This is a genomic window from Rhizobium tibeticum (assembly GCF_900110205.1).
GTDB lineage: Bacteria > Pseudomonadota > Alphaproteobacteria > Rhizobiales > Rhizobiaceae > Rhizobium > Rhizobium tibeticum.
This window is the reverse complement of record NZ_FOCV01000009.1, coordinates 127,903-144,871: the sequence shown is the minus strand read 5'-3', so window position 1 is coordinate 144,871 and position 16,969 is coordinate 127,903. Positions and strand designations below refer to the sequence as shown.

At 60.3% G+C, this 16,969-nt stretch carries 17 protein-coding genes; 11 read left to right on the top strand and 6 right to left on the bottom strand.

Features of this window, described 5'->3' with window-relative positions; genetic code table 11:
* Nucleotides 1-15 precede the first annotated feature (15 nt).
* A complete protein-coding gene (locus tag BSG20_RS12380; protein ID WP_072375566.1) occupies nucleotides 16-375 on the bottom strand; it encodes an antibiotic biosynthesis monooxygenase in 360 nt (119 codons plus the stop codon).
* Between the two features lie 127 nt (nucleotides 376-502).
* Here BSG20_RS12380 and BSG20_RS12375 point away from each other — a divergent pair, with 127 nt between their 5' ends.
* Nucleotides 503-1,378: a LysR family transcriptional regulator gene (locus BSG20_RS12375; protein WP_072375563.1), complete on the top strand. Its 876-nt coding sequence runs from the start codon at nucleotides 503-505 to the stop codon at nucleotides 1,376-1,378.
* Here BSG20_RS12375 and BSG20_RS12370 read toward each other — a convergent pair.
* The 3 genes from BSG20_RS12370 to BSG20_RS12360 all read right to left on the bottom strand — a co-directional run bounded on the left by BSG20_RS12370 (nucleotide 1,371) and on the right by BSG20_RS12360 (nucleotide 4,359).
* Complete coding sequence (locus BSG20_RS12370; protein WP_072375560.1) at nucleotides 1,371-2,294, bottom strand: ROK family protein; 924 nt, start codon at nucleotides 2,292-2,294, stop codon at nucleotides 1,371-1,373. The two genes, BSG20_RS12375 and BSG20_RS12370, sit on opposite strands and share 8 nt — an antisense overlap.
* A gap of 74 nt (nucleotides 2,295-2,368) precedes the next feature.
* On the bottom strand, nucleotides 2,369-3,703 hold the full coding sequence (locus BSG20_RS12365; protein ID WP_072375680.1) for a sensor histidine kinase: 1,335 nt from the start codon (nucleotides 3,701-3,703) through the stop codon (nucleotides 2,369-2,371).
* Nucleotides 3,704-3,705: 2 nt separating this feature from the next.
* Nucleotides 3,706-4,359 carry a response regulator gene (locus BSG20_RS12360; RefSeq protein WP_072375557.1) on the bottom strand — a complete coding sequence of 218 codons (654 nt, stop codon included), beginning with the start codon at nucleotides 4,357-4,359 and terminating at the stop codon, nucleotides 3,706-3,708.
* 224 nt (nucleotides 4,360-4,583) lie between these two features.
* Between BSG20_RS12360 and BSG20_RS12355 the strand changes: the two genes are divergently transcribed.
* The 8 genes from BSG20_RS12355 (at nucleotide 4,584) to BSG20_RS12320 (ending at nucleotide 13,794) form a co-directional block, all read left to right on the top strand.
* Complete coding sequence (locus tag BSG20_RS12355) at nucleotides 4,584-5,537, top strand: sugar-binding transcriptional regulator (protein WP_072375555.1); 954 nt, start codon at nucleotides 4,584-4,586, stop codon at nucleotides 5,535-5,537.
* A gap of 145 nt (nucleotides 5,538-5,682) precedes the next feature.
* Complete coding sequence (locus BSG20_RS12350) at nucleotides 5,683-6,993, top strand: ABC transporter substrate-binding protein (protein ID WP_072375678.1); 1,311 nt, start codon at nucleotides 5,683-5,685, stop codon at nucleotides 6,991-6,993.
* A 134-nt stretch (nucleotides 6,994-7,127) separates the two neighbouring features.
* Nucleotides 7,128-8,000: a carbohydrate ABC transporter permease gene (locus BSG20_RS12345; protein WP_072375552.1), complete on the top strand. Its 873-nt coding sequence runs from the start codon at nucleotides 7,128-7,130 to the stop codon at nucleotides 7,998-8,000.
* Between the two features lies 1 nt (nucleotide 8,001).
* Nucleotides 8,002-8,832 (top strand): carbohydrate ABC transporter permease, encoded by an 831-nt coding sequence (locus tag BSG20_RS12340; protein WP_072375549.1) that lies wholly within the window; start codon nucleotides 8,002-8,004, stop codon nucleotides 8,830-8,832.
* An 18-nt stretch (nucleotides 8,833-8,850) separates the two neighbouring features.
* Nucleotides 8,851-9,849, top strand: a complete 999-nt coding sequence (locus BSG20_RS12335) for an ABC transporter ATP-binding protein (protein WP_072375546.1) — start codon at nucleotides 8,851-8,853, stop codon at nucleotides 9,847-9,849.
* A gap of 107 nt (nucleotides 9,850-9,956) precedes the next feature.
* Nucleotides 9,957-11,438: a mannitol dehydrogenase family protein gene (locus BSG20_RS12330; protein WP_072375532.1), complete on the top strand. Its 1,482-nt coding sequence runs from the start codon at nucleotides 9,957-9,959 to the stop codon at nucleotides 11,436-11,438.
* Nucleotides 11,439-11,521: 83 nt separating this feature from the next.
* Complete coding sequence (locus tag BSG20_RS12325; RefSeq protein WP_024314936.1) at nucleotides 11,522-12,211, top strand: HAD family hydrolase; 690 nt, start codon at nucleotides 11,522-11,524, stop codon at nucleotides 12,209-12,211.
* A complete protein-coding gene (locus tag BSG20_RS12320) occupies nucleotides 12,211-13,794 on the top strand; it encodes an FGGY-family carbohydrate kinase (RefSeq protein ID WP_072375529.1) in 1,584 nt (527 codons plus the stop codon). Before BSG20_RS12325 ends, BSG20_RS12320 begins: the two co-directional genes overlap by 1 nt.
* 4 nt (nucleotides 13,795-13,798) lie before the next feature.
* Here BSG20_RS12320 and BSG20_RS12315 read toward each other — a convergent pair whose 3' ends face one another.
* Nucleotides 13,799-14,653 (bottom strand): MurR/RpiR family transcriptional regulator, encoded by an 855-nt coding sequence (locus BSG20_RS12315; protein WP_072375526.1) that lies wholly within the window; start codon nucleotides 14,651-14,653, stop codon nucleotides 13,799-13,801.
* 230 nt (nucleotides 14,654-14,883) lie between these two features.
* On the opposite strand from BSG20_RS12315, the gene BSG20_RS12310 reads away from it, so the two are divergent.
* Nucleotides 14,884-15,597 (top strand): sulfate transporter family protein, encoded by a 714-nt coding sequence (locus BSG20_RS12310; RefSeq protein ID WP_072375523.1) that lies wholly within the window; start codon nucleotides 14,884-14,886, stop codon nucleotides 15,595-15,597.
* A 36-nt stretch (nucleotides 15,598-15,633) separates the two neighbouring features.
* Here BSG20_RS12310 and nth read toward each other — a convergent pair whose 3' ends face one another.
* The gene (nth, locus tag BSG20_RS12305; protein ID WP_177309836.1) at nucleotides 15,634-16,440 is read right to left on the bottom strand and encodes an endonuclease III; all 807 of its coding nucleotides are present in this window, start codon (nucleotides 16,438-16,440) and stop codon (nucleotides 15,634-15,636) included.
* Here nth and BSG20_RS12300 point away from each other — a divergent pair.
* The gene (locus BSG20_RS12300; protein WP_072375520.1) at nucleotides 16,439-16,936 is read left to right on the top strand and encodes a DUF2244 domain-containing protein; all 498 of its coding nucleotides are present in this window, start codon (nucleotides 16,439-16,441) and stop codon (nucleotides 16,934-16,936) included. The genes nth and BSG20_RS12300 overlap by 2 nt on opposite strands.
* Nucleotides 16,937-16,969: the final 33 nt, after the last annotated feature.

Below are 16,969 nucleotides of genomic sequence, written 5' to 3'. Positions count from 1 at the left end.
TTCTGCTTTGAGAGGTCAGCCTTCCGCGTTCGCGCGCTTTGGCAGCACGAGATCATCCACCGTGTAGGTGTGGAATTCGCTCGTCGAGACGCTGTCGAGCATGCGGAACTTCTCAAGAAAAGCCGGATCGGCGAAAAACTCGCCGACATTGCCTTCGTCCTGGATCGCTTCGATGTTGACGACGGTCGTCCCGTCCGTGCTTTTTGAAAGGTTGCTCCAGAGGAAGCCTTCCTTGCGCTCCGCGACATAGTGAACGACGTCCTGGATGATCCGGAAAGCCTCGTCCTGTTTTCCCGGATGGGCGTGAATGACGTTGACGATGAAGGTCGTGGGGGTGGGCGCGATATTGAAGCCGGCGGCGTATTGGTTGGGCATGCGGGTCTCCGTGGTTGCAAGGCCGAGTTTTCGGCCAACGGGAGAGTGGTAGCCTTGTCCCTATTACGGAAAAATGGGACGATGTTCCGATAAGATCGGACAATTTTGTCCGCAATGGGAGGGGTGCTTGGATCATTTTGGCGCGCTCGGAATATTCATACAGGCGGCCGAATTCCGCAGTTTCGCCAGAACAGGGCAGCAATTCGGTATTTCGTCCTCGGCTGTCGGGAAAACAATTGCGCGGCTTGAGGATCGGTTGGGAGTGCGGCTCTTTCATCGCAGCACGCGCAGTATCACGCTGACGCCCGAAGGGGCGATGTTCCTCGAGCGCTGTCGGCGGATCGCCGACGAGTTCGAAGCCGCAGAGCTCGAGCTGGCGAGGACGAAGGCGGCGCCGCGTGGAAAACTTCGTGTCAGTCTGCCATTGGCAGGCATGTTGTTCATGCCGACGATTACCGCCTTCATGCAATCCTATCCCGAGATCGAGCTCGACCTGGATTTTACCGATCGCCTTGTCGATGTGATCGAGGAGGGGTTCGATGCCGTCGTTCGAACCGGCGAGATCAGCGATTCACGCCTGATGACGCGCACGCTCGGCAAATTCTCTCACCGCATCGTCGGCTCGGGCGAATACCTCGCCCGCATGGGCGTGCCGACGACATCGCAGGACTTGCGACGTCACTTTTGCCTGCATCACCGGTACCCCTCGAGCGGCAAACTGGAGCGATGGCCGTTCCGGACCGATGGCCCGTTGGATCTGCCCGTGTCCTCGATCGCGAGCACCTTGGAGCCGTTGATCTATATGGCCGAGAGTGGGATCGGGCTTGCTTGCCTGCCGCTGTTTACCGTGCGCGAACAACTCCGTTCGGGCCGGCTGATATCCGTGATGGAAGAAGAGCTGGCAGACGTCGGCGCTTTTCGCATCCTATGGCCTGCCAATCGCTACCCGGCCCCGAAGATACAGGTCTTCGTCGACTACATGGCGCGGCACCTTTTCAGCTAGCCACGAAATCGGATTCCGCTTTCAGGCCGAGCAGAGCGGCGCCGATCAGGCCGGGCTCGACGCGGCATTCGCTGCGCACCACCAGCGGGCGATCGAATTTGCGCAGGATGCGCTGCCGAACGGCCTTGTCCAGCTCGGCAAGCAGTGGTTCGACGTTGGAAAGCCCGCCGCCGACGGGGACGATGGTCGCGCCCGTGATGTTGATCGTCAGCGCGAGCGGTGAGGCGACGAGATCGACGAAGACGTCGATGGTGCGCGCCGACTTGGCCTCGCCCTTCAGCCAATCATCGATGATCTCCTGGCTGGAGAGGTCAATTTCATGCAGCGTCTTGTGCAGGCGTTCGAGGCCACGCGCGCCGCCGACCGTATCGACGCAACCCTTCTGGCCGCAGCCGCAGGGATAGGCCGGAATCGCAACGGGCGGATTGCCTGCCTGTGATGCGAGCGCCGGGCCGTGGCCCCATTCGCCGGCAAAGCCGCCAGCGGCATTGATCAGGCGGCCATCCGCAACGACACCGCCACCGACGCCCGTTCCAAGAATGGCACCCAAAACGATACGATGGCCGCGTCCGGCACCGAGATCGGCTTCCGCCATGGCGAAGCAGTCGGCGTCATTCGCGATCAACACCGGAAATCCGAGTTCGGTTTCGAGGTCGGCGGCGAGATTGCGGCCGTGGATGCAGGGGATGTTGGCGCAGGTGAGCCGCTGCGTGTCAGGATCGACCACGCCGGCGATCGAGAAGGCCAGGCGCCTCGGCTGCTCGCCGGTTTCTGCTATGATGGCGCGCAGCGTGTCGACGAAAGCAGCAAAATCGTCCTTGGGGGTCGGACGACGGCCGAGTGGCCTGATGTCGGCTTCGGAGTGTGCCACGCCGCCCTTGATGGCGGAGCCGCCGATGTCGAAAGAGATGATCATTCGGGTTCTGCTGGTTTGGATGGCTTCTGCGTCTGCTCGCACCCTTCCGCCGGTTTTGCAAGCCAAATTCCGGGCTAGGCTGGAAGCGTCATCTTCGCTTCGAAGCCGGTTTTTGCACCGGTCGCCGGCGACAACAACTCCAGCGTGCCGCCCATCTGAGAGACGATGCGGTCGGCAATAGCCAGTCCGAGCCCAGAACCGGACGCTGTCGTCTTGCCGCGGCTGAAGCGCTTTTTCAGATTCGCCATGTCGGCCTCGCGAACCAGCGGTCCGCCGTTGATGACGCGGATGATGCCGCCGCTTTCAAGGCTGACATTGACCGGCAGGTCCGGATCGCCGTGCAACAAGGCATTCTCGATCAGGTTTCGCGTGACGATGCCGAAAGCGTCCATGTCTGCGTTGCGGACGAGCTTTGCGTCCGGCGCCGCGGAATATTGAAGCCTACGATTCGTGCGGCTGTCGCGCTGGAAGTCGGTGACGACCATGTCCAGTACCGGGCGCAGGTCGACCGTAGTTGAGCTCCCACCGATGCCGGCTTCCGCGCGTGACAATTGCAAAAGCTTCTCTGCCAAACGGCCGAGATTGACCAGCGAAGCCTCGACCTGTTGGACGCGATGCTGCGTTGCACCGGGCGGCAGTTCCTCAATGAGGCGCTGAGCCTGTGCAAGCGCGCCGGCGATCGGCGTTCTCAGTTCGTGCGCGCTGTTGGCGGTGAATTCGCGCTCCGCTTCGAGGGAAGCGCGCAGGCGCCCGAGGAGCAGGTTGACCGATCGCGCAATCGGCCGTAGTTCGACCGGCAGCTTCTGGCCGTCGACCTCAGCCATGTTGCCACTGTCCTTCGTCCCGATATCTCGCCGGAGCGTCTCGATCGGTCGCAGTGCGCGCCCGACGATGAACCAGATCGCGAATATGCTGGCGGGAATGAGCGCCACCAAAGGGATGAGAAGTGTCACCGTGCTTTCGCGTACCGCCTCGCGCCGGTTCTTGAACCGATCGGCCACTTGCAGGAACAGAGAACCGTCGGCTGTCACCTCGGTATAGATTCGAGCCGTCGGCGTGTCGTGAAACCCCATGCGAAGCGGCGCGTCGAAGGGCTCGGCCGGGGCATCATTCGAGCGCAACGCTACCTTGCCGCTGGCGTCGCGTACCTGATAGGTCAAATACTCGCGTCTGGCCGCAGCGTCGAACATCGCCATGCTGTGCGGATCGATCTTCGTACTCTGGTTCAGATCGTCGAGGATCAGAGCCAGCAGGCGCTCGGTTGTCTCCTGCTGGGCGCCGTCGAAAATCTCGTCAAATTCATGCTGCATCACCCGAAAGCTGAGGCCGATCGCAGCAAGCCAGAAGACGACCATGACGGTCGTCAGGGCAAGAATGAGCGGGCCGGTGATGCTGCGTTCGCGTTTCATCTTCATCCGATTGTGTAGCCGATGCCGCGTGCCGTGCGGATCCTGTCCTTGCCGATCTTCTTGCGCAAGCGGCTCACATAGACCTCGACCGTGTTGCTTTCGATCTCCGAGCCGAACGCATAGAGCGCTTCCTCGATCCGGTCCTTCGGAACGATCGCGCCTGGGCGCGCCGTCAAGAGGTCTAGCACCGCCCATTCGCGGCTCGTCAGGATGATCGTTTCGCCGGCCACGGAGAGCTGATGCAGGGGCCGGTTGATCTCGATATCGGAAATGCGGAGCACGGGATGCGGATTGGCGTCATAGCGGCGCGCTACCGCCATGATGCGCGCTTCCAACTCGTCCAGATTGAACGGTTTCACGAGGTAGTCGTCGGCGCCGGCGTTCAGCCCGTCGATGCGATCCGAGATCTGGTCTCGCGCCGTCAAAATGATAACGGGCGTCTTCAGGCCTCTTTCGCGAAAGCGGCGAAGAAACTCTACGCCGCTGCCATCCGGGAGCTGAAGATCGAGAAGGATCAGCCCGTAGTCGACAGGTCTAGCCGCGGCGTCAGCATCGGCGAGATTTTGTACCCAGTCGACGGCATGATTGGCGGCGATGACGTGATCCCGCACTGCTCCACCAATCATTCTGTCATCTTCAACCAGCAGAATTCGCACAGTTTTTTCCTCGGTGCCAGTTAGCTCGCAGTTCAACCCTCGGTCAAGCAAGCCTTGATCGACAAAGATGACAAGCAGATGGCATCCAGCTACCGCGTGGCAAGTCAAAATAGGCTGTGCAATTTCTCAATGCACTCGACATTTGCCCGAATTCTGGTTTGATCTGCCGCAATAGGCATCTTCGCGTTGGCTACGGCCGGTCCTTTCAGCATGGCAGAGACTTGATGGTAAGAAAATCCGAGACTTCGGGACGGCTGGATGACGCGGCGCGTGCAGGATGGCTCTACTACGTGGCGGGGCGAACACAGGATGAGATTGCCTCTTCCATGGGGATTTCGCGGCAATCGGCACAGCGTCTGGTGTCGCTTGCCGTTGCCGAACGGCTGATCAAGGTGCGGCTCGACCACCCGATCGCCGCCTGCCTCGAACTCGCCAATGCTGTGCGCAAGAAGTTCAACCTCAAGCATGTCGAGGTTGTGCCAAGCGACCCGGGCTCCAGTTCGACGACTGTCGGCATCGCGGAGGCAGCTGCGGCCGAAATCGAGCGCTGGCTGAAGCGGGCGGATCCGATCGTGCTGGCAGTCGGGACAGGGCGAACATTAAAGGCTGCGGTCGATCAGCTGCCCGCAATCGAATGTCCCAACCATCGGATCGTGTCGCTGACTGGCAACATTGCGCCCGACGGTTCGGCCGCCTATTACAATGTCATCTTCAGCATGGCCGACGCGGTGAAGGCGCGGCACTTCCCGATGCCACTGCCAGTCCTGGTGACGTCGGCGGAGGAGCGGGAAACCTTACACGGCCAGCAGCTCGTCCGCTCGACGCTGGAGATCAGCGCGCAGGCGGACGTGACGTTCGTCGGCATCGGCGAGCTCGGCATCGACGGACCGCTTTGCGTCGACGGCTTCCTGGAGAAGGACGAGATGATGGAGCTGATGCGCAACGGCGCTGTCGGCGAGATCTGCGGCTGGGTATTCGACGGCGAGGGCAAGCTTCTCGACAACCCGATCAACGAGCGGGTTGCCTCTGCGTCGATCCCCTCGCGCGAGTCGTCGACCGTCATTGGAATCGGCAAGGGCAAGCGCAAATTCAAGGCGATCAAGGCTGCTGTAACAGGCCACCAGATCAATGCGCTGATCACCGATGAGGACACCGCTGAGTATCTGCTCAGGCCGTGAGCAAATATATATTCATTTAAAATCAAATAGATAACATACATCTTCGCTGATGCAGCAACGAATGGTGATTGACATTTTTCTCCCATAGGCGAGTAATTGCCCATGAGCAAAGCGAATGCTCGCACTCATCTTCTGGGAGGAAGATATGACATTGAGAACTCTCCTGCTGGGCGCCTGCTCAGCACTGGCGTTTGCCGGCATGGCTTCGGCCGAAACGCTGACAATCGCGACCGTCAATAACGGCGATATGATCCGGATGCAGAAGCTGACGGATGACTTCAAGAAGAAGAACCCCGACATTGATCTCGAGTGGGTGACCCTCGAAGACAACGTCCTGCGCCAGAAGGTTACGACCGACATCGCGACTAAGGGTGGCCAGTACGACGTTCTGACGATCGGTACTTATGAAGTTCCGATCTGGGCCAAGCAGGGCTGGCTTCTGCCGCTCGACAACCTCGGCGCAGACTACGATGCCGACGACCTGCTGCCGGCAATCCGCAGCGGCCTGACCACAGACGGCAAGCTCTATGCAGCGCCGTTCTACGGCGAAAGCTCGATGGTCATGTACCGCAAGGACCTGTTCGAAGCCGCCGGCCTGAAGATGCCTGACGCGCCGACCTGGGACTTCATCGCGGAAGCGGCGAAGAAGATCACCAACAAGGACAAGGAAATCTACGGCATCTGCTTGCGCGGCAAGGCTGGCTGGGGTGAAAACATGGCCTTCCTGACGGCGATGTCGAACTCTTTCGGCGCCCGCTGGTTCGATGAGCAATGGAAACCGCAGTTCGATCAGCCGGAGTGGAAGGACGCGTTGAACTTTTACGTCAACCTGATGAAGGAAGCCGGACCTCCCGGTGCTTCGTCGAACGGCTTCAACGAAAACCTGGCACTCTTCCAGACCGGCAAATGCGGCATGTGGATCGACGCGACCGTTGCTGCCTCCTTCGTCAGCAACCCGAAGGAATCCACCGTCGCTGACAAAGTCGGCTTCGCTCTGGCTCCGGATAAGGGCCTCGGCAAGCGCGGCAACTGGCTGTGGGCCTGGAGCCTTGCCATTCCGGCGAGCTCGCAGAAGGTCGAAGCAGCCGAGAAATTCGTCGCCTGGGCAACGAGCAAGGATTACACCAAGCTCGTCGCCGACAAGGACGGCTGGCTGAACGCACCTCCCGGCACGCGCTCTTCGCTCTATGCAAACGCCGACTACCAGAAAGCCGCGCCTTTCGCCAAGATGACGATCGACAGCATCAACGCGGCTGACCCGACCAAGCCGACCGTCAAGCCGGTCCCCTACGTCGGTGTCCAGTTCGTCGCTATCCCTGAATTCCAGGGTATCGGCACGGCCGTCGGCCAGCAGTTCTCAGCAGCTCTTGCAGGACAGGTCTCGGTCGATCAGGCGCTGCAGAGCGCGCAGCAGCTGACGACCCGCGAAATGACCAAGGCTGGTTACATCAAATAGATAACCTCCTGAGAAGGCGGGGCGTTTGACCTCCCCGCCCATCTGGGTCGCCGAATGCCCAAACTGCGTCGGCGACCCCCTTTTCTCAGCTGTCTTGCAGCCGTCTGCCTCTTTGAACAGGATCGGTCATCGCCATGGCAACGTTACACACCCGCTCCGCAGCGCGAATGATGATCGCACCGTCCGTTGTGCTTCTCTTCCTGTGGATGATCGTCCCGCTCGCGATGACGATCTATTTTTCGACGCTGAACTACAATTTGCTCAGCCCGGGCATGGAAACCTTCGTCGGCTTCCTGAACTACAAATATTTCCTCACCGATCCGGCCTTTTTCTCCGCGTTGATCAATACGTTGCTGCTGGTGCTCGGCGTGCTCCTGATCACTGTCGTGGGCGGCATCGCGTTTGCGCTGCTCCTGAACCAGGATATCTACGGACAGGGCATCGTTCGCATCCTGGTGATTGCACCCTTCTTCGTCATGCCGACGGTTGCGGCTCTGGTGTGGAAGAACATGTTCATGAACCCGGTCAACGGGCTCTTCGCGCATCTCGCCAAGGCGCTTGGATTGCAGCCCTATGACTGGCTTGCCAACGCGCCGCTCTTCTCCATCATTCTGATCGTCGCCTGGCAGTGGCTGCCCTTTGCGACACTCATCATGCTCACCGCCCTGCAGTCGCTGGACGAAGAGCAGCAGGAGGCCGCCGAGATGGATGGCGCCGGCGTTGTTTCGAAGTTCATCTACATCATCCTGCCGCATATGGCCCGCGCCATCACGGTGGTGATCCTCATCCAGACAATCTTCCTTCTCTCGGTCTTTGCCGAAATCCTGGTCACCACCAACGGCGGCCCCGGCACGCAGAGCACGAACCTCACCTATCTCGTCTATGCGCAGGCGCTTCTGCAGTTCGATATCGGCGGCGCTTCGGCCGGCGGTATCGTGGCGGTCATCCTCGCCAACATCGTTGCGATCTTCCTCGTGCGCCTTGTCGGCAAGAATCTGGAGGCTTGAGATGGCTAGAAAAGTCACAACTCAGCGCAAGGTGGTCATGACCGCCATCGCCTGGACGCTCGGCATCCTGATCTTCTTCCCGATCCTCTGGACCTTCCTGACGAGCTTCAAGACGGAAGCGGATGCCATCGCCTCGCCACCGCAGTTTCTGTTCTTCCACTGGACGACGGAGAGCTATGCGGAAGTGCAGAGCCGCTCAAACTATCTCAGCCACTTCATGAACTCGGTGATCATTTCCTTCGGCTCGACGCTGATCGGCCTGATCATCGCCATTCCAGCCGCCTGGGCGATGGCGTTTTCGCCAACCAAGCGGACGAAGGACGTGCTGATGTGGATGCTGTCGACCAAGATGATGCCGCCGGTCGGCGCACTGATCCCGATCTACCTGATGTTCCGCAACTCCGGCCTGCTCGACAGTCGCCTCGGTTTGGTGATCATCCTGACGCTGATCAACCTGCCGATCATCGTGTGGATGCTCTACACCTATTTCAAGGAAATTCCCGGCGAGATCCTGGAAGCCGCGCGCATGGACGGCGCCTCGCTTGCCAAGGAAATCATCTACGTGCTGACGCCGATGGCGGTACCGGGCATCGCCTCGACGCTGCTTCTCAACATCATCCTGGCTTGGAACGAAGCCTTCTGGACACTCAACCTCACCGCGTCGAAAGCGGCGCCGCTGACGGCGTTCATCGCTTCCTATTCCAGCCCGGAAGGCTTGTTCTACGCCAAGCTTTCGGCAGCCTCCACCATGGCGATCGCGCCGATCCTGATCCTCGGCTGGTTCTCGCAGAAACAACTCGTCCGCGGCCTGACCTTCGGCGCGGTGAAATAAGACATCAGGGAGAGAAACATGGGAAGCATTACCCTTCAGAACGTTTCGAAGGTCTTCGGTGAAGCCAAGGTCATTCCTTCGATCGACCTCGAGATCAAGGACGGCGAGTTCGTCGTCTTCGTCGGCCCGTCCGGCTGCGGCAAGTCCACCCTGCTGCGACTGATTGCCGGTCTTGAGGATGTCAGTGGCGGCAACATCGTCATCGACGGCAGGAATGCAACGGAAAAGGCTCCGTCGGAACGTGGTCTAGCGATGGTGTTCCAGTCCTATGCGCTCTACCCGCATATGAGTGTGCGCAACAACATCGCCTTTCCGCTGAAGATGGCAAACATGGACAAGGCGGAGATCGACCGGAAGGTTGCCGATGCCGCCCGGATTCTGAACTTGACTGACTACCTCGAGCGCAAGCCGCGACAGCTTTCGGGCGGCCAGCGCCAGCGCGTGGCGATCGGCCGTGCGATCGTGCGCCAGCCTTCGGCCTTCCTCTTCGACGAGCCGTTGTCGAACCTCGATGCTGCTCTGCGCGTCAACATGCGCCTGGAGATCAGCGAGCTGCACCAGCAGCTGAAGACGACGATGATCTACGTCACCCATGACCAGGTGGAAGCCATGACCATGGCCGACAAGATCGTTGTACTGAACCGTGGAAATATCGAGCAGGTGGGCTCGCCGCTTGAGCTCTATCACAAGCCGCGCAATCTCTTCGTCGCCGGCTTCATCGGCTCACCGAAGATGAATCTCGTGAAAGGCCAATATGCTGCGCAGTTTGGTGCGCACACGATCGGGGTTAGGCCCGAGCACATGTTGCTTTCGACCGAAAGCGGCGACTGGAAGGGCAAGGTCGTGGTTGCCGAGCACCTCGGCGCCGACACATTCCTGCATGTCGATGTCGAGGGTATCGGCCCTGTTACCGCGCGGGGCGGGGGCGATTTCCCGGCCAAGGCCGGCGACGTCGTCTATCTGACGCCCGACAAGACGCGGATCCACAAATTCAACGAAGGCGGCCTCGCCATCTGAGCGCATTGTTGCCGGGTTGGGGACGAAAGCGCAACGCCGGACAAGGTGCCCGGCGTGCCGATACCGGGGTCACAGCCGATCCCGAAGACCTTCAAGAGGACTGAAACATGACGTGCAAACTATCGCTGGCAACGCTTTCCGAGGCGGCAAAGACGGCGGCCGTACCGACCTATGAGCGGGCGTCGCTGAAAGCGGGCATCGTGCACTTCGGCGTGGGCAATTTCCACCGTGCCCATCAGGCCATCTATCTCGACGACCTTTTCAATCTGGGCCAGGATCATGACTGGGCGATTGTCGGCGCTGGTATCCTGCCGTCCGATGCGGCGATGCGCGAAAAGCTCGCCGCCCAAGACTTCCTGACGACCGTGGTCGAGCAGGACAACAACAAAACCGCCGCGCGGATCACCGCGCCGATGGTCGACATCCTGCCGGTGGGCGATGCCAAGACGATCATCGCCAAGCTCGCGGATCCCACGATCCGTATCGTTTCGATGACGATCACCGAGGGCGGCTATTTCATCGACGCATCTGGTAAGTTCAATCCCGACCATCCGGCGATCGCTGCGGATGGCCAGAACCCTGCCGAGCCGAAGACGGTCTTCGGCCTTGTTGTCGCCGGCCTCAAGGCGCGCAAGGAAAAGGGCATCGTGCCTTTCACCGTCATGTCCTGCGACAACATCCCCCATAACGGCGTCGTCACCGCGAATGCCGTTATCGGCACAGCACGGCTTTCGGATCCTGCCTTTGCCGACTGGGTCAAGGCGAACGTCGCCTTCCCGAATGCCATGGTCGACCGCATCACGCCGGCCACCGGACAGCGCGAAACCGATCTCTTGAAGAAAGCCTTCGGCATCGAAGACAACTGGCCGGTCTATTGCGAAGAGTTCAAGCAGTGGGTGCTGGAAGACAAGTTCACCGCCGGCCGGCCGGCGCTGGACAAGGTCGGGGTCACCTTCGTGCCGGATGTGACGCCCTACGAGCACATGAAGATCCGCATTCTCAACGGTGGCCACGCGGCGATCGCCTATCCCGCAGCGCTGATGGACATCCACTTCGTACACGACTCGATGGAAGATCCGTTGATCCGGGCCTTCTTGGCCAAGCTGGAAAAAGAAGAGATCATCCCGATCGTTCCGCCGGTTCCCGGTACCTCGCTGACGGACTATTTCGCGCTGATCGAGCATCGACTGCTCAATCCGAAAATTGCCGATACGATCCCGCGTCTGGCGCAGGACGGATCGAACCGGCAGCCGAAATTCATACTGCCGTCGACGCTCGACAATCTGAGCCAGGGCCGGGATGTCGTCGGCCTGGCGTTGGTTTCGGCACTGTGGTGCCGCTACTTCGCTGGAAAAACGGATAGCGGCAAGGACATTGCCTTCAACGACGCCAGCGCCGAGCGGCTGCATGCGGCGGCTTTAAAGGCCAAGGATGATCCGCTGGCCTTCCTCGCCTTCGACGACATCTTTGGCGAGGTGTCGAAATCCGAGCTGTTCCGCAAGCGCTTCGCCCACGCATTGAAAACCTTGTGGGAAAAGGGCACGCGTGAAACGCTACAGCTTTATCTCGACAATAAGCTTGCTGTGTAAGGATCAGTGGCGGCATTCCTGCCGCCGCCTCCGCCCCGTCCAGAGGATGGGTTCTTCCTGCACCAACTGCGATTGGGTCTACCATGGCTGAGGCTGAAACACGGCTGGTCATTTTCGATTGCGACGGCGTTCTTGTCGATAGCGAACCGATATCGGTGAGCGTTTTGGTCAAGGCGATGAACGATCTCAACGTTCCGATCACCGAGGAGGAGGTCTACGGGCGTTTCCTCGGGCGAAGTCTCGCAACGGTGATCGAGACGATGAAGTCCGAATACAACGTCCACCCGGGCCAGGAATTCCTCGAGCAGATCCGTACAGACCTCTACGCCCGGTTTCGCAAGGAGTTGAAGCCGATGGACGGGATCGCCGAGACCATCGACACCCTCGGCATTCCCTGTTGCGTCGCCTCCTCAAGTCAGGTCGAACGCATTCGCCTGTCGTTGACGGTCACCGGCCTGATCGACCGGCTGCCTGATATTTTTAGCGCGACGATGGTCAAGCATGGCAAGCCGGCGCCCGACCTCTTCCTGCATGCAGCGCGCGAAATGAACGTCGATCCGGCAAATTGCGTGGTCGTGGAAGATAGCCCGGCTGGGATCGAGGCGGCGAAGGCCGCAGGCATGACGGTATTTGCCTTCACCGGTGGTTCGCACGCCAATTTTTCCGGCTATCGCGCTGAACTTGACCGGCTTTCGCCTGAAGCCGTGTTTGACGCAATGCCGGATTTGATACACCTTATCCGCAAACATAAGCAGGACGGGATGCACCTTTAATGCCTCAGCATGTGGTTGCGGTCGATATCGGCACGGGCAGTGCGCGCGCCGGCGTCTTCGACGCTCGCGGCGCGCTGCTGGGCAAGGCCGAACACCCGATCATCATGAACAGGCCGCGTGAGAACCACGCCGAACACGATTCCGAAGACATTTGGTCGGCGGTCTGCATTGCCGTGCGCAAGGCGATGGAGCAAGCGGGTGCGGCGCCTGCATCGGTGGGCGCAATCGGCTTCGACGCCACCTGTTCTCTCGTCGTGCGCGATGTCGATGGCGGCCAGATCAGCGTTTCCACCGGCGGAGAACGGCGCTTCGACACGATCGTCTGGCTCGACCATCGGGCGCTGAGGGAAGCCGATTTCTGCACGGCCACGGAGCATCCCGTGCTGGAGCATTCCGGGCATTTCATGTCGCCGGAAATGGAAATGCCGAAGCTGATGTGGCTGAAGAAGAAGCTGCCTGGCACCTGGATGAACACCGGCTATCTGTTCGACCTCGCCGATTTCATGACCTGGAAGGCGACCGGCGCGCTTGCCCGCTCGCGCTGCACGCTGACGGCCAAGTGGAACTATCTCGCGCATCTCAACAAGGGGTGGCAGAAGGATTTTCTCGAGCAGATCGGGCTTGATGACCTCCTCGAACGTGGACGGCTGCCGGAGGAAACAGTGCCGGTCGGCAAGAGTGTCGGGACGCTGACGCAGGAAGCCGCCTCGGCGCTCGGATTGACGACGGCGTGCCATGTCTCCGCAGGCATGATCGATGCCTATGCAGGGGCGCTGGGCACGCTTGGCGGTGAGGCACACGATGCCGGCCGGCTGGAACGCCAACTGGCGCTCATTGCCGGCACGTCGAGCTGTATCGTGTCCTTCTCGCGCGAGCGCAAGCCGAGTCACGGCATGTGGGGTCCATACTACGAAGCTGTCTTTCCAAAGTCCTGGCTGGTCGAAGCGGGGCAATCGGCGACGGGTGCCTTGCTCGACCATATCGTGCGGATGCACGCGGCTGGCGGCGAACCGACTGCGGCGCTGCATCAGAAGATCGTCCTGCGCATTGCGCAGCTTCGCACCGAGGAGGGGGACGAATTCGGCGCCCGGATCTTCGTCCTGCCTGATTTTCACGGCAACCGCTCGCCGCTCGCCGACCCGCATGCCGTCGGCGGTATCAGCGGTCTGACCCTGGACACGTCCTTCGATGGGCTCTGCGCGCTCTATTGGCGCACAGCAGTGGCGATTGCGCTCGGGATCCGCCACATCCTCGAGCGGATGAAGGAATATGGCTATGTGCCGGACACGCTGCATGTCGCTGGCGGCCATGTGAAGAACCCGGTGCTGATGGAGCTCTATTCGGACGCAACCGGCTGCAAGGTCGTGGTGCCGAAGATGAACGAGGCCGTACTCCTTGGCACGGCGATGGCCGCTTCCGTAGCCTGCGGTCTCTATGGAGATCTCGCAGAAGCCGGATCGGCCATGTATCCCGGCGGCGAAGAGCGACTGCCGAATGCGGCCAAACGGGCCCTTTATGACCGCGATTATCGCAGGCTGCTTGGCATGTATCGTCATCGCGCCGAATTGGAGGCGATGGAGTAGGCGCCTAGCGGTTTCCCCCCTCCCCGAGCATGCTACCAAATTCGGTCATGCGACGGGTGCGGGCACTCGCTTCTTCGCCGGCGGCGGCGATCACGGCTTCGCACAGACAGTCGAGCAGGGCCATCAGCGGTGGCAGGTTGTCGTCGCCATCGGAGCGGGCAGGCGGAAGGGCGAGCACGAGATTGGCCTGATCCGGAATCCAGTTGGCGCCTTGTGCGGTGATCAGGATGACCTTGTATCCGTAGCGCCGTGCCGTCCGGGCCAGCAAGCGGGCTTTGCCGAAACGACGGCTGTCGATCACGACGAGCAGCGCGTCATTGCCATCGAGCCGTGCGAAAAGCTCGGCGAAACGGCTGCCCGTTCCATCGAGCGCATGAATGCCGTCGCGGGCATAGGTCAAGCGCTGGGCAAAGTGGGACGCGAAACCGGACAGGCGCGCATGCGAGGCGACAAAAACCTCATGGGCCGCCGATATCATCGACACTGCCTCGTTCCACTGCGGCTGGCCCGTCAGATGGTAGATATGGTGCAGCGCCTGGATCTGTTCGGAGACAAGTACCGCGAGCGGCTTACCGGCGGAAGCGTCGGTCTGCAGCTCGGTGAGCGATGCCTGCATCTGCGTTGGCGAGATGGCGCTTGTCTCGCGAATGTGGACCTTGACGCTGTCGAGCCCCTGATAGCCGAGCGCGCGCAAAAAACGGCCCACCGTCATCGGGCTCAGATCCAGCCGATCGGCAACGGAGGCGGCTGTTTCGAACGGCAGGTCATTCAGATGCTCGGTGAAATATTTCGCGATTCGTCGTTCGGCCGGGGTGCCGGACTTGGCATATTGGCGGAGCTTCTGGACAAAATCTTCCACGTCAGCCGTCCTGATCTTCCCGGAAGCATTTCTCGGATATGCAGGGCCCACCCTTGTCGTTTGCAACTATTCCGGAAGCTGCGTCTCAGGATCAAACAATCATAGATGATAAATTACTATATATTAACATAGATTTTCCGACAAGTTTTGGGTTAATCGACGGAATTTATTTCAGCCTTGCCGTTCAAAGTTCAGATTCCTACATGGTTATTGCAACCGGAGACCTCAGGATGATCTTTCAGGCCTCTCGCCTATCCCTCATCAATCTTTTTGCTGCGGAAACACGCTCAGTCTTCTGGAAGGTCCTGGGACTGACCCTTCTGGTGCTTGCCGGGCTTTGGCTGGCGCTGCGCAGTGCCTTTATGTCGTTCGTCTTTCCGTGGATTGCCAGCTTTTTTCCCGCGATGCCGGATTGGGCGGGGTGGCTCGGCTTCGTGTTTGCGATTGCTGCAGCCATCGGGCTAGCGCTCGGATTGGCGCTGTTGCTGTCACCGGTAACAGCGCTGATTGCCGGCCTGTTTCTCGACGATGTGGCCGAGGTGGTGGAAAAGCGGGACTATCCCTCGGATCCGCCTGGCACAGCAATGCCGCTCGGTCCGGCGCTCGCAAGCTCTGTCAAGTTTCTCGGCGTCGTCATCCTTGGCAATATCGTCGCGCTCTTCCTGCTCTTCGTGCCGGGCATCAACCTGATCGCGTTCTTCCTCGTCAACGGCTACCTGCTTGGCCGGGAATTCTTCGAGTTTGCCGCGATGCGGTTCCGTTCGCCACAGGAGGCACGGTCGTTCCGCGCCAAGCATGCGGCGACGGTCTTTCTCGCGGGGCTTGTCATTGCGGCCTTCCTTGCCATCCCGATCGTCAATCTGCTGACGCCGCTCTTCGCCGCCGGGCTGATGGTGCACCTACACAAACTGATTTCCCGCGAGGACATGGGACTTCGCGGCTAAGGGTCAGGTGAAGCGTGCCGAACTCTGCCTCCAGGCTTACTCGACAGCCTCTCCAATCACTTGGCGCGGTAGCTCGACCAGCGGCGCCGGCACGTCGCAGGTCTTCTCGGGCGATTTGCAGATGTCGGCGATGACGCAACGCTCACATTCCGGCTTGCGGGCCTTGCAGGTGTAGCGGCCATGCAGGATGAGCCAGTGGTGCGCGTGATAGAGGTAGTGCTTCGGGACGACCTTCATCAGCCGTTCCTCGACCTCATCCGGCGTCTTACCCGGCGCCAGCCTGATTCGGTTGGCGATGCGGAAAATGTGGGTATCCACCGCCATCGTCGCCTGACCGAAGGCCATGGAGAGCACGACGTTGGCGGTTTTGCGGCCGACACCGGGAAGCGTCACCAGCTCGTCACGCGTTTGCGGCACGACGCCGCCGAACTTCTCGATTAGGATCTGCGAGAGAGCGATGACGTTCTTTGCCTTGTTGCGATAAAGGCCGATCGTCTTGATGTAATCCCGCACCCGTTCCTCACCGAGCGCCAGCATCTTTTCGGGCGTGTCAGCGATCTTGAAGAGCGCGCGCGTTGCCTTGTTGACGCCGGCATCCGTCGCCTGGGCGGATAGGGCCACGGCGACAACGAGCGTGAACGGGTTTGTGTGCTCAAGCTCACCCCTGGGCTCCGGGCGCTGGACGCAGAAGCGGCGGAATATCTCCTCGCGCTCGGCTTCGCAATAGGCGGAACGAACCGTTGCCGGCTTCTTGCGGTGAACGATCACTTTTGAGCTCCGCGGCGATGTGGCGGCGGATTTGAGTTTCGGAGTTGGCATGGAAAACCTATACTTGGCAGCCATGATGGAAAGCAACGCCGATAGAGCCAACGAACAACCTGTTTTTGCCGCCGAGCTTTTTCCTTATCGGTCACTTGGCCGCAAGGGTTTCAAGGTCTTGCTGCTTGTGGCCGGTGCGGTGTGCTGCATGTATGGCATGTTCTTCGTGGCGACGGGCGCCTGGCCGATCGGCTTCTTTTTCGGGTTGGATTTTCTATTGCTCTACGGCGCCTTCTGGTTGAACTACCGTTCCGGCCGGGCGCGGGAGGAAGTGACCGTGTCGCGTAGCGATATTTTGGTGCGCAAATTCGCGCCTTCCGGGCGAATGGTCGAGCATCATTTCAATCCCTTCTGGACGCGCTTCTTCGTCCGCCGGCATCAGGAAATCGGCATCCTTTCCATGTATATTTCCGGGGAGGGGCGGGGCACGGATATCGGTTCCTTCCTCAATCCCGATGACCGCGAAAGCTTTGCCAGGGCCTTCAAGCGGGCGCTTGCCACCGTCAAGCAGCGGATTTGAGCGGTACGCAAGAATCGGGTGGTTTGCGATGGC

Excerpts from the sequence above, each read along its gene's own strand:
- BSG20_RS12350 (WP_072375678.1), top strand. The coding sequence starts at position 5,683 with ATGACATTGAGAACTCTCCTGCTGGGCGCCTGCTCAGCACTGGCGTTT.
- BSG20_RS12335 (WP_072375546.1), top strand. The coding sequence starts at position 8,851 with ATGGGAAGCATTACCCTTCAGAACGTTTCGAAGGTCTTCGGTGAAGCC.
- BSG20_RS12310 (WP_072375523.1), top strand. The coding sequence starts at position 14,884 with ATGATCTTTCAGGCCTCTCGCCTATCCCTCATCAATCTTTTTGCTGCG.
- BSG20_RS12330 (WP_072375532.1), top strand. The coding sequence starts at position 9,957 with ATGACGTGCAAACTATCGCTGGCAACGCTTTCCGAGGCGGCAAAGACG.
- BSG20_RS12300 (WP_072375520.1), top strand. The coding sequence starts at position 16,439 with ATGATGGAAAGCAACGCCGATAGAGCCAACGAACAACCTGTTTTTGCC.
- BSG20_RS12365 (WP_072375680.1), bottom strand. The coding sequence starts at position 3,703 with ATGAAACGCGAACGCAGCATCACCGGCCCGCTCATTCTTGCCCTGACG.
- BSG20_RS12340 (WP_072375549.1), top strand. The coding sequence starts at position 8,002 with ATGGCTAGAAAAGTCACAACTCAGCGCAAGGTGGTCATGACCGCCATC.
- BSG20_RS12320 (WP_072375529.1), top strand. The coding sequence starts at position 12,211 with ATGCCTCAGCATGTGGTTGCGGTCGATATCGGCACGGGCAGTGCGCGC.
- BSG20_RS12325 (WP_024314936.1), top strand. The coding sequence starts at position 11,522 with ATGGCTGAGGCTGAAACACGGCTGGTCATTTTCGATTGCGACGGCGTT.
- BSG20_RS12370 (WP_072375560.1), bottom strand. The coding sequence starts at position 2,294 with ATGATCATCTCTTTCGACATCGGCGGCTCCGCCATCAAGGGCGGCGTG.
- BSG20_RS12345 (WP_072375552.1), top strand. The coding sequence starts at position 7,128 with ATGGCAACGTTACACACCCGCTCCGCAGCGCGAATGATGATCGCACCG.
- BSG20_RS12380 (WP_072375566.1), bottom strand. The coding sequence starts at position 375 with ATGCCCAACCAATACGCCGCCGGCTTCAATATCGCGCCCACCCCCACG.
- BSG20_RS12355 (WP_072375555.1), top strand. The coding sequence starts at position 4,584 with ATGGTAAGAAAATCCGAGACTTCGGGACGGCTGGATGACGCGGCGCGT.
- nth (WP_177309836.1), bottom strand. The coding sequence starts at position 16,440 with ATGGCTGCCAAGTATAGGTTTTCCATGCCAACTCCGAAACTCAAATCC.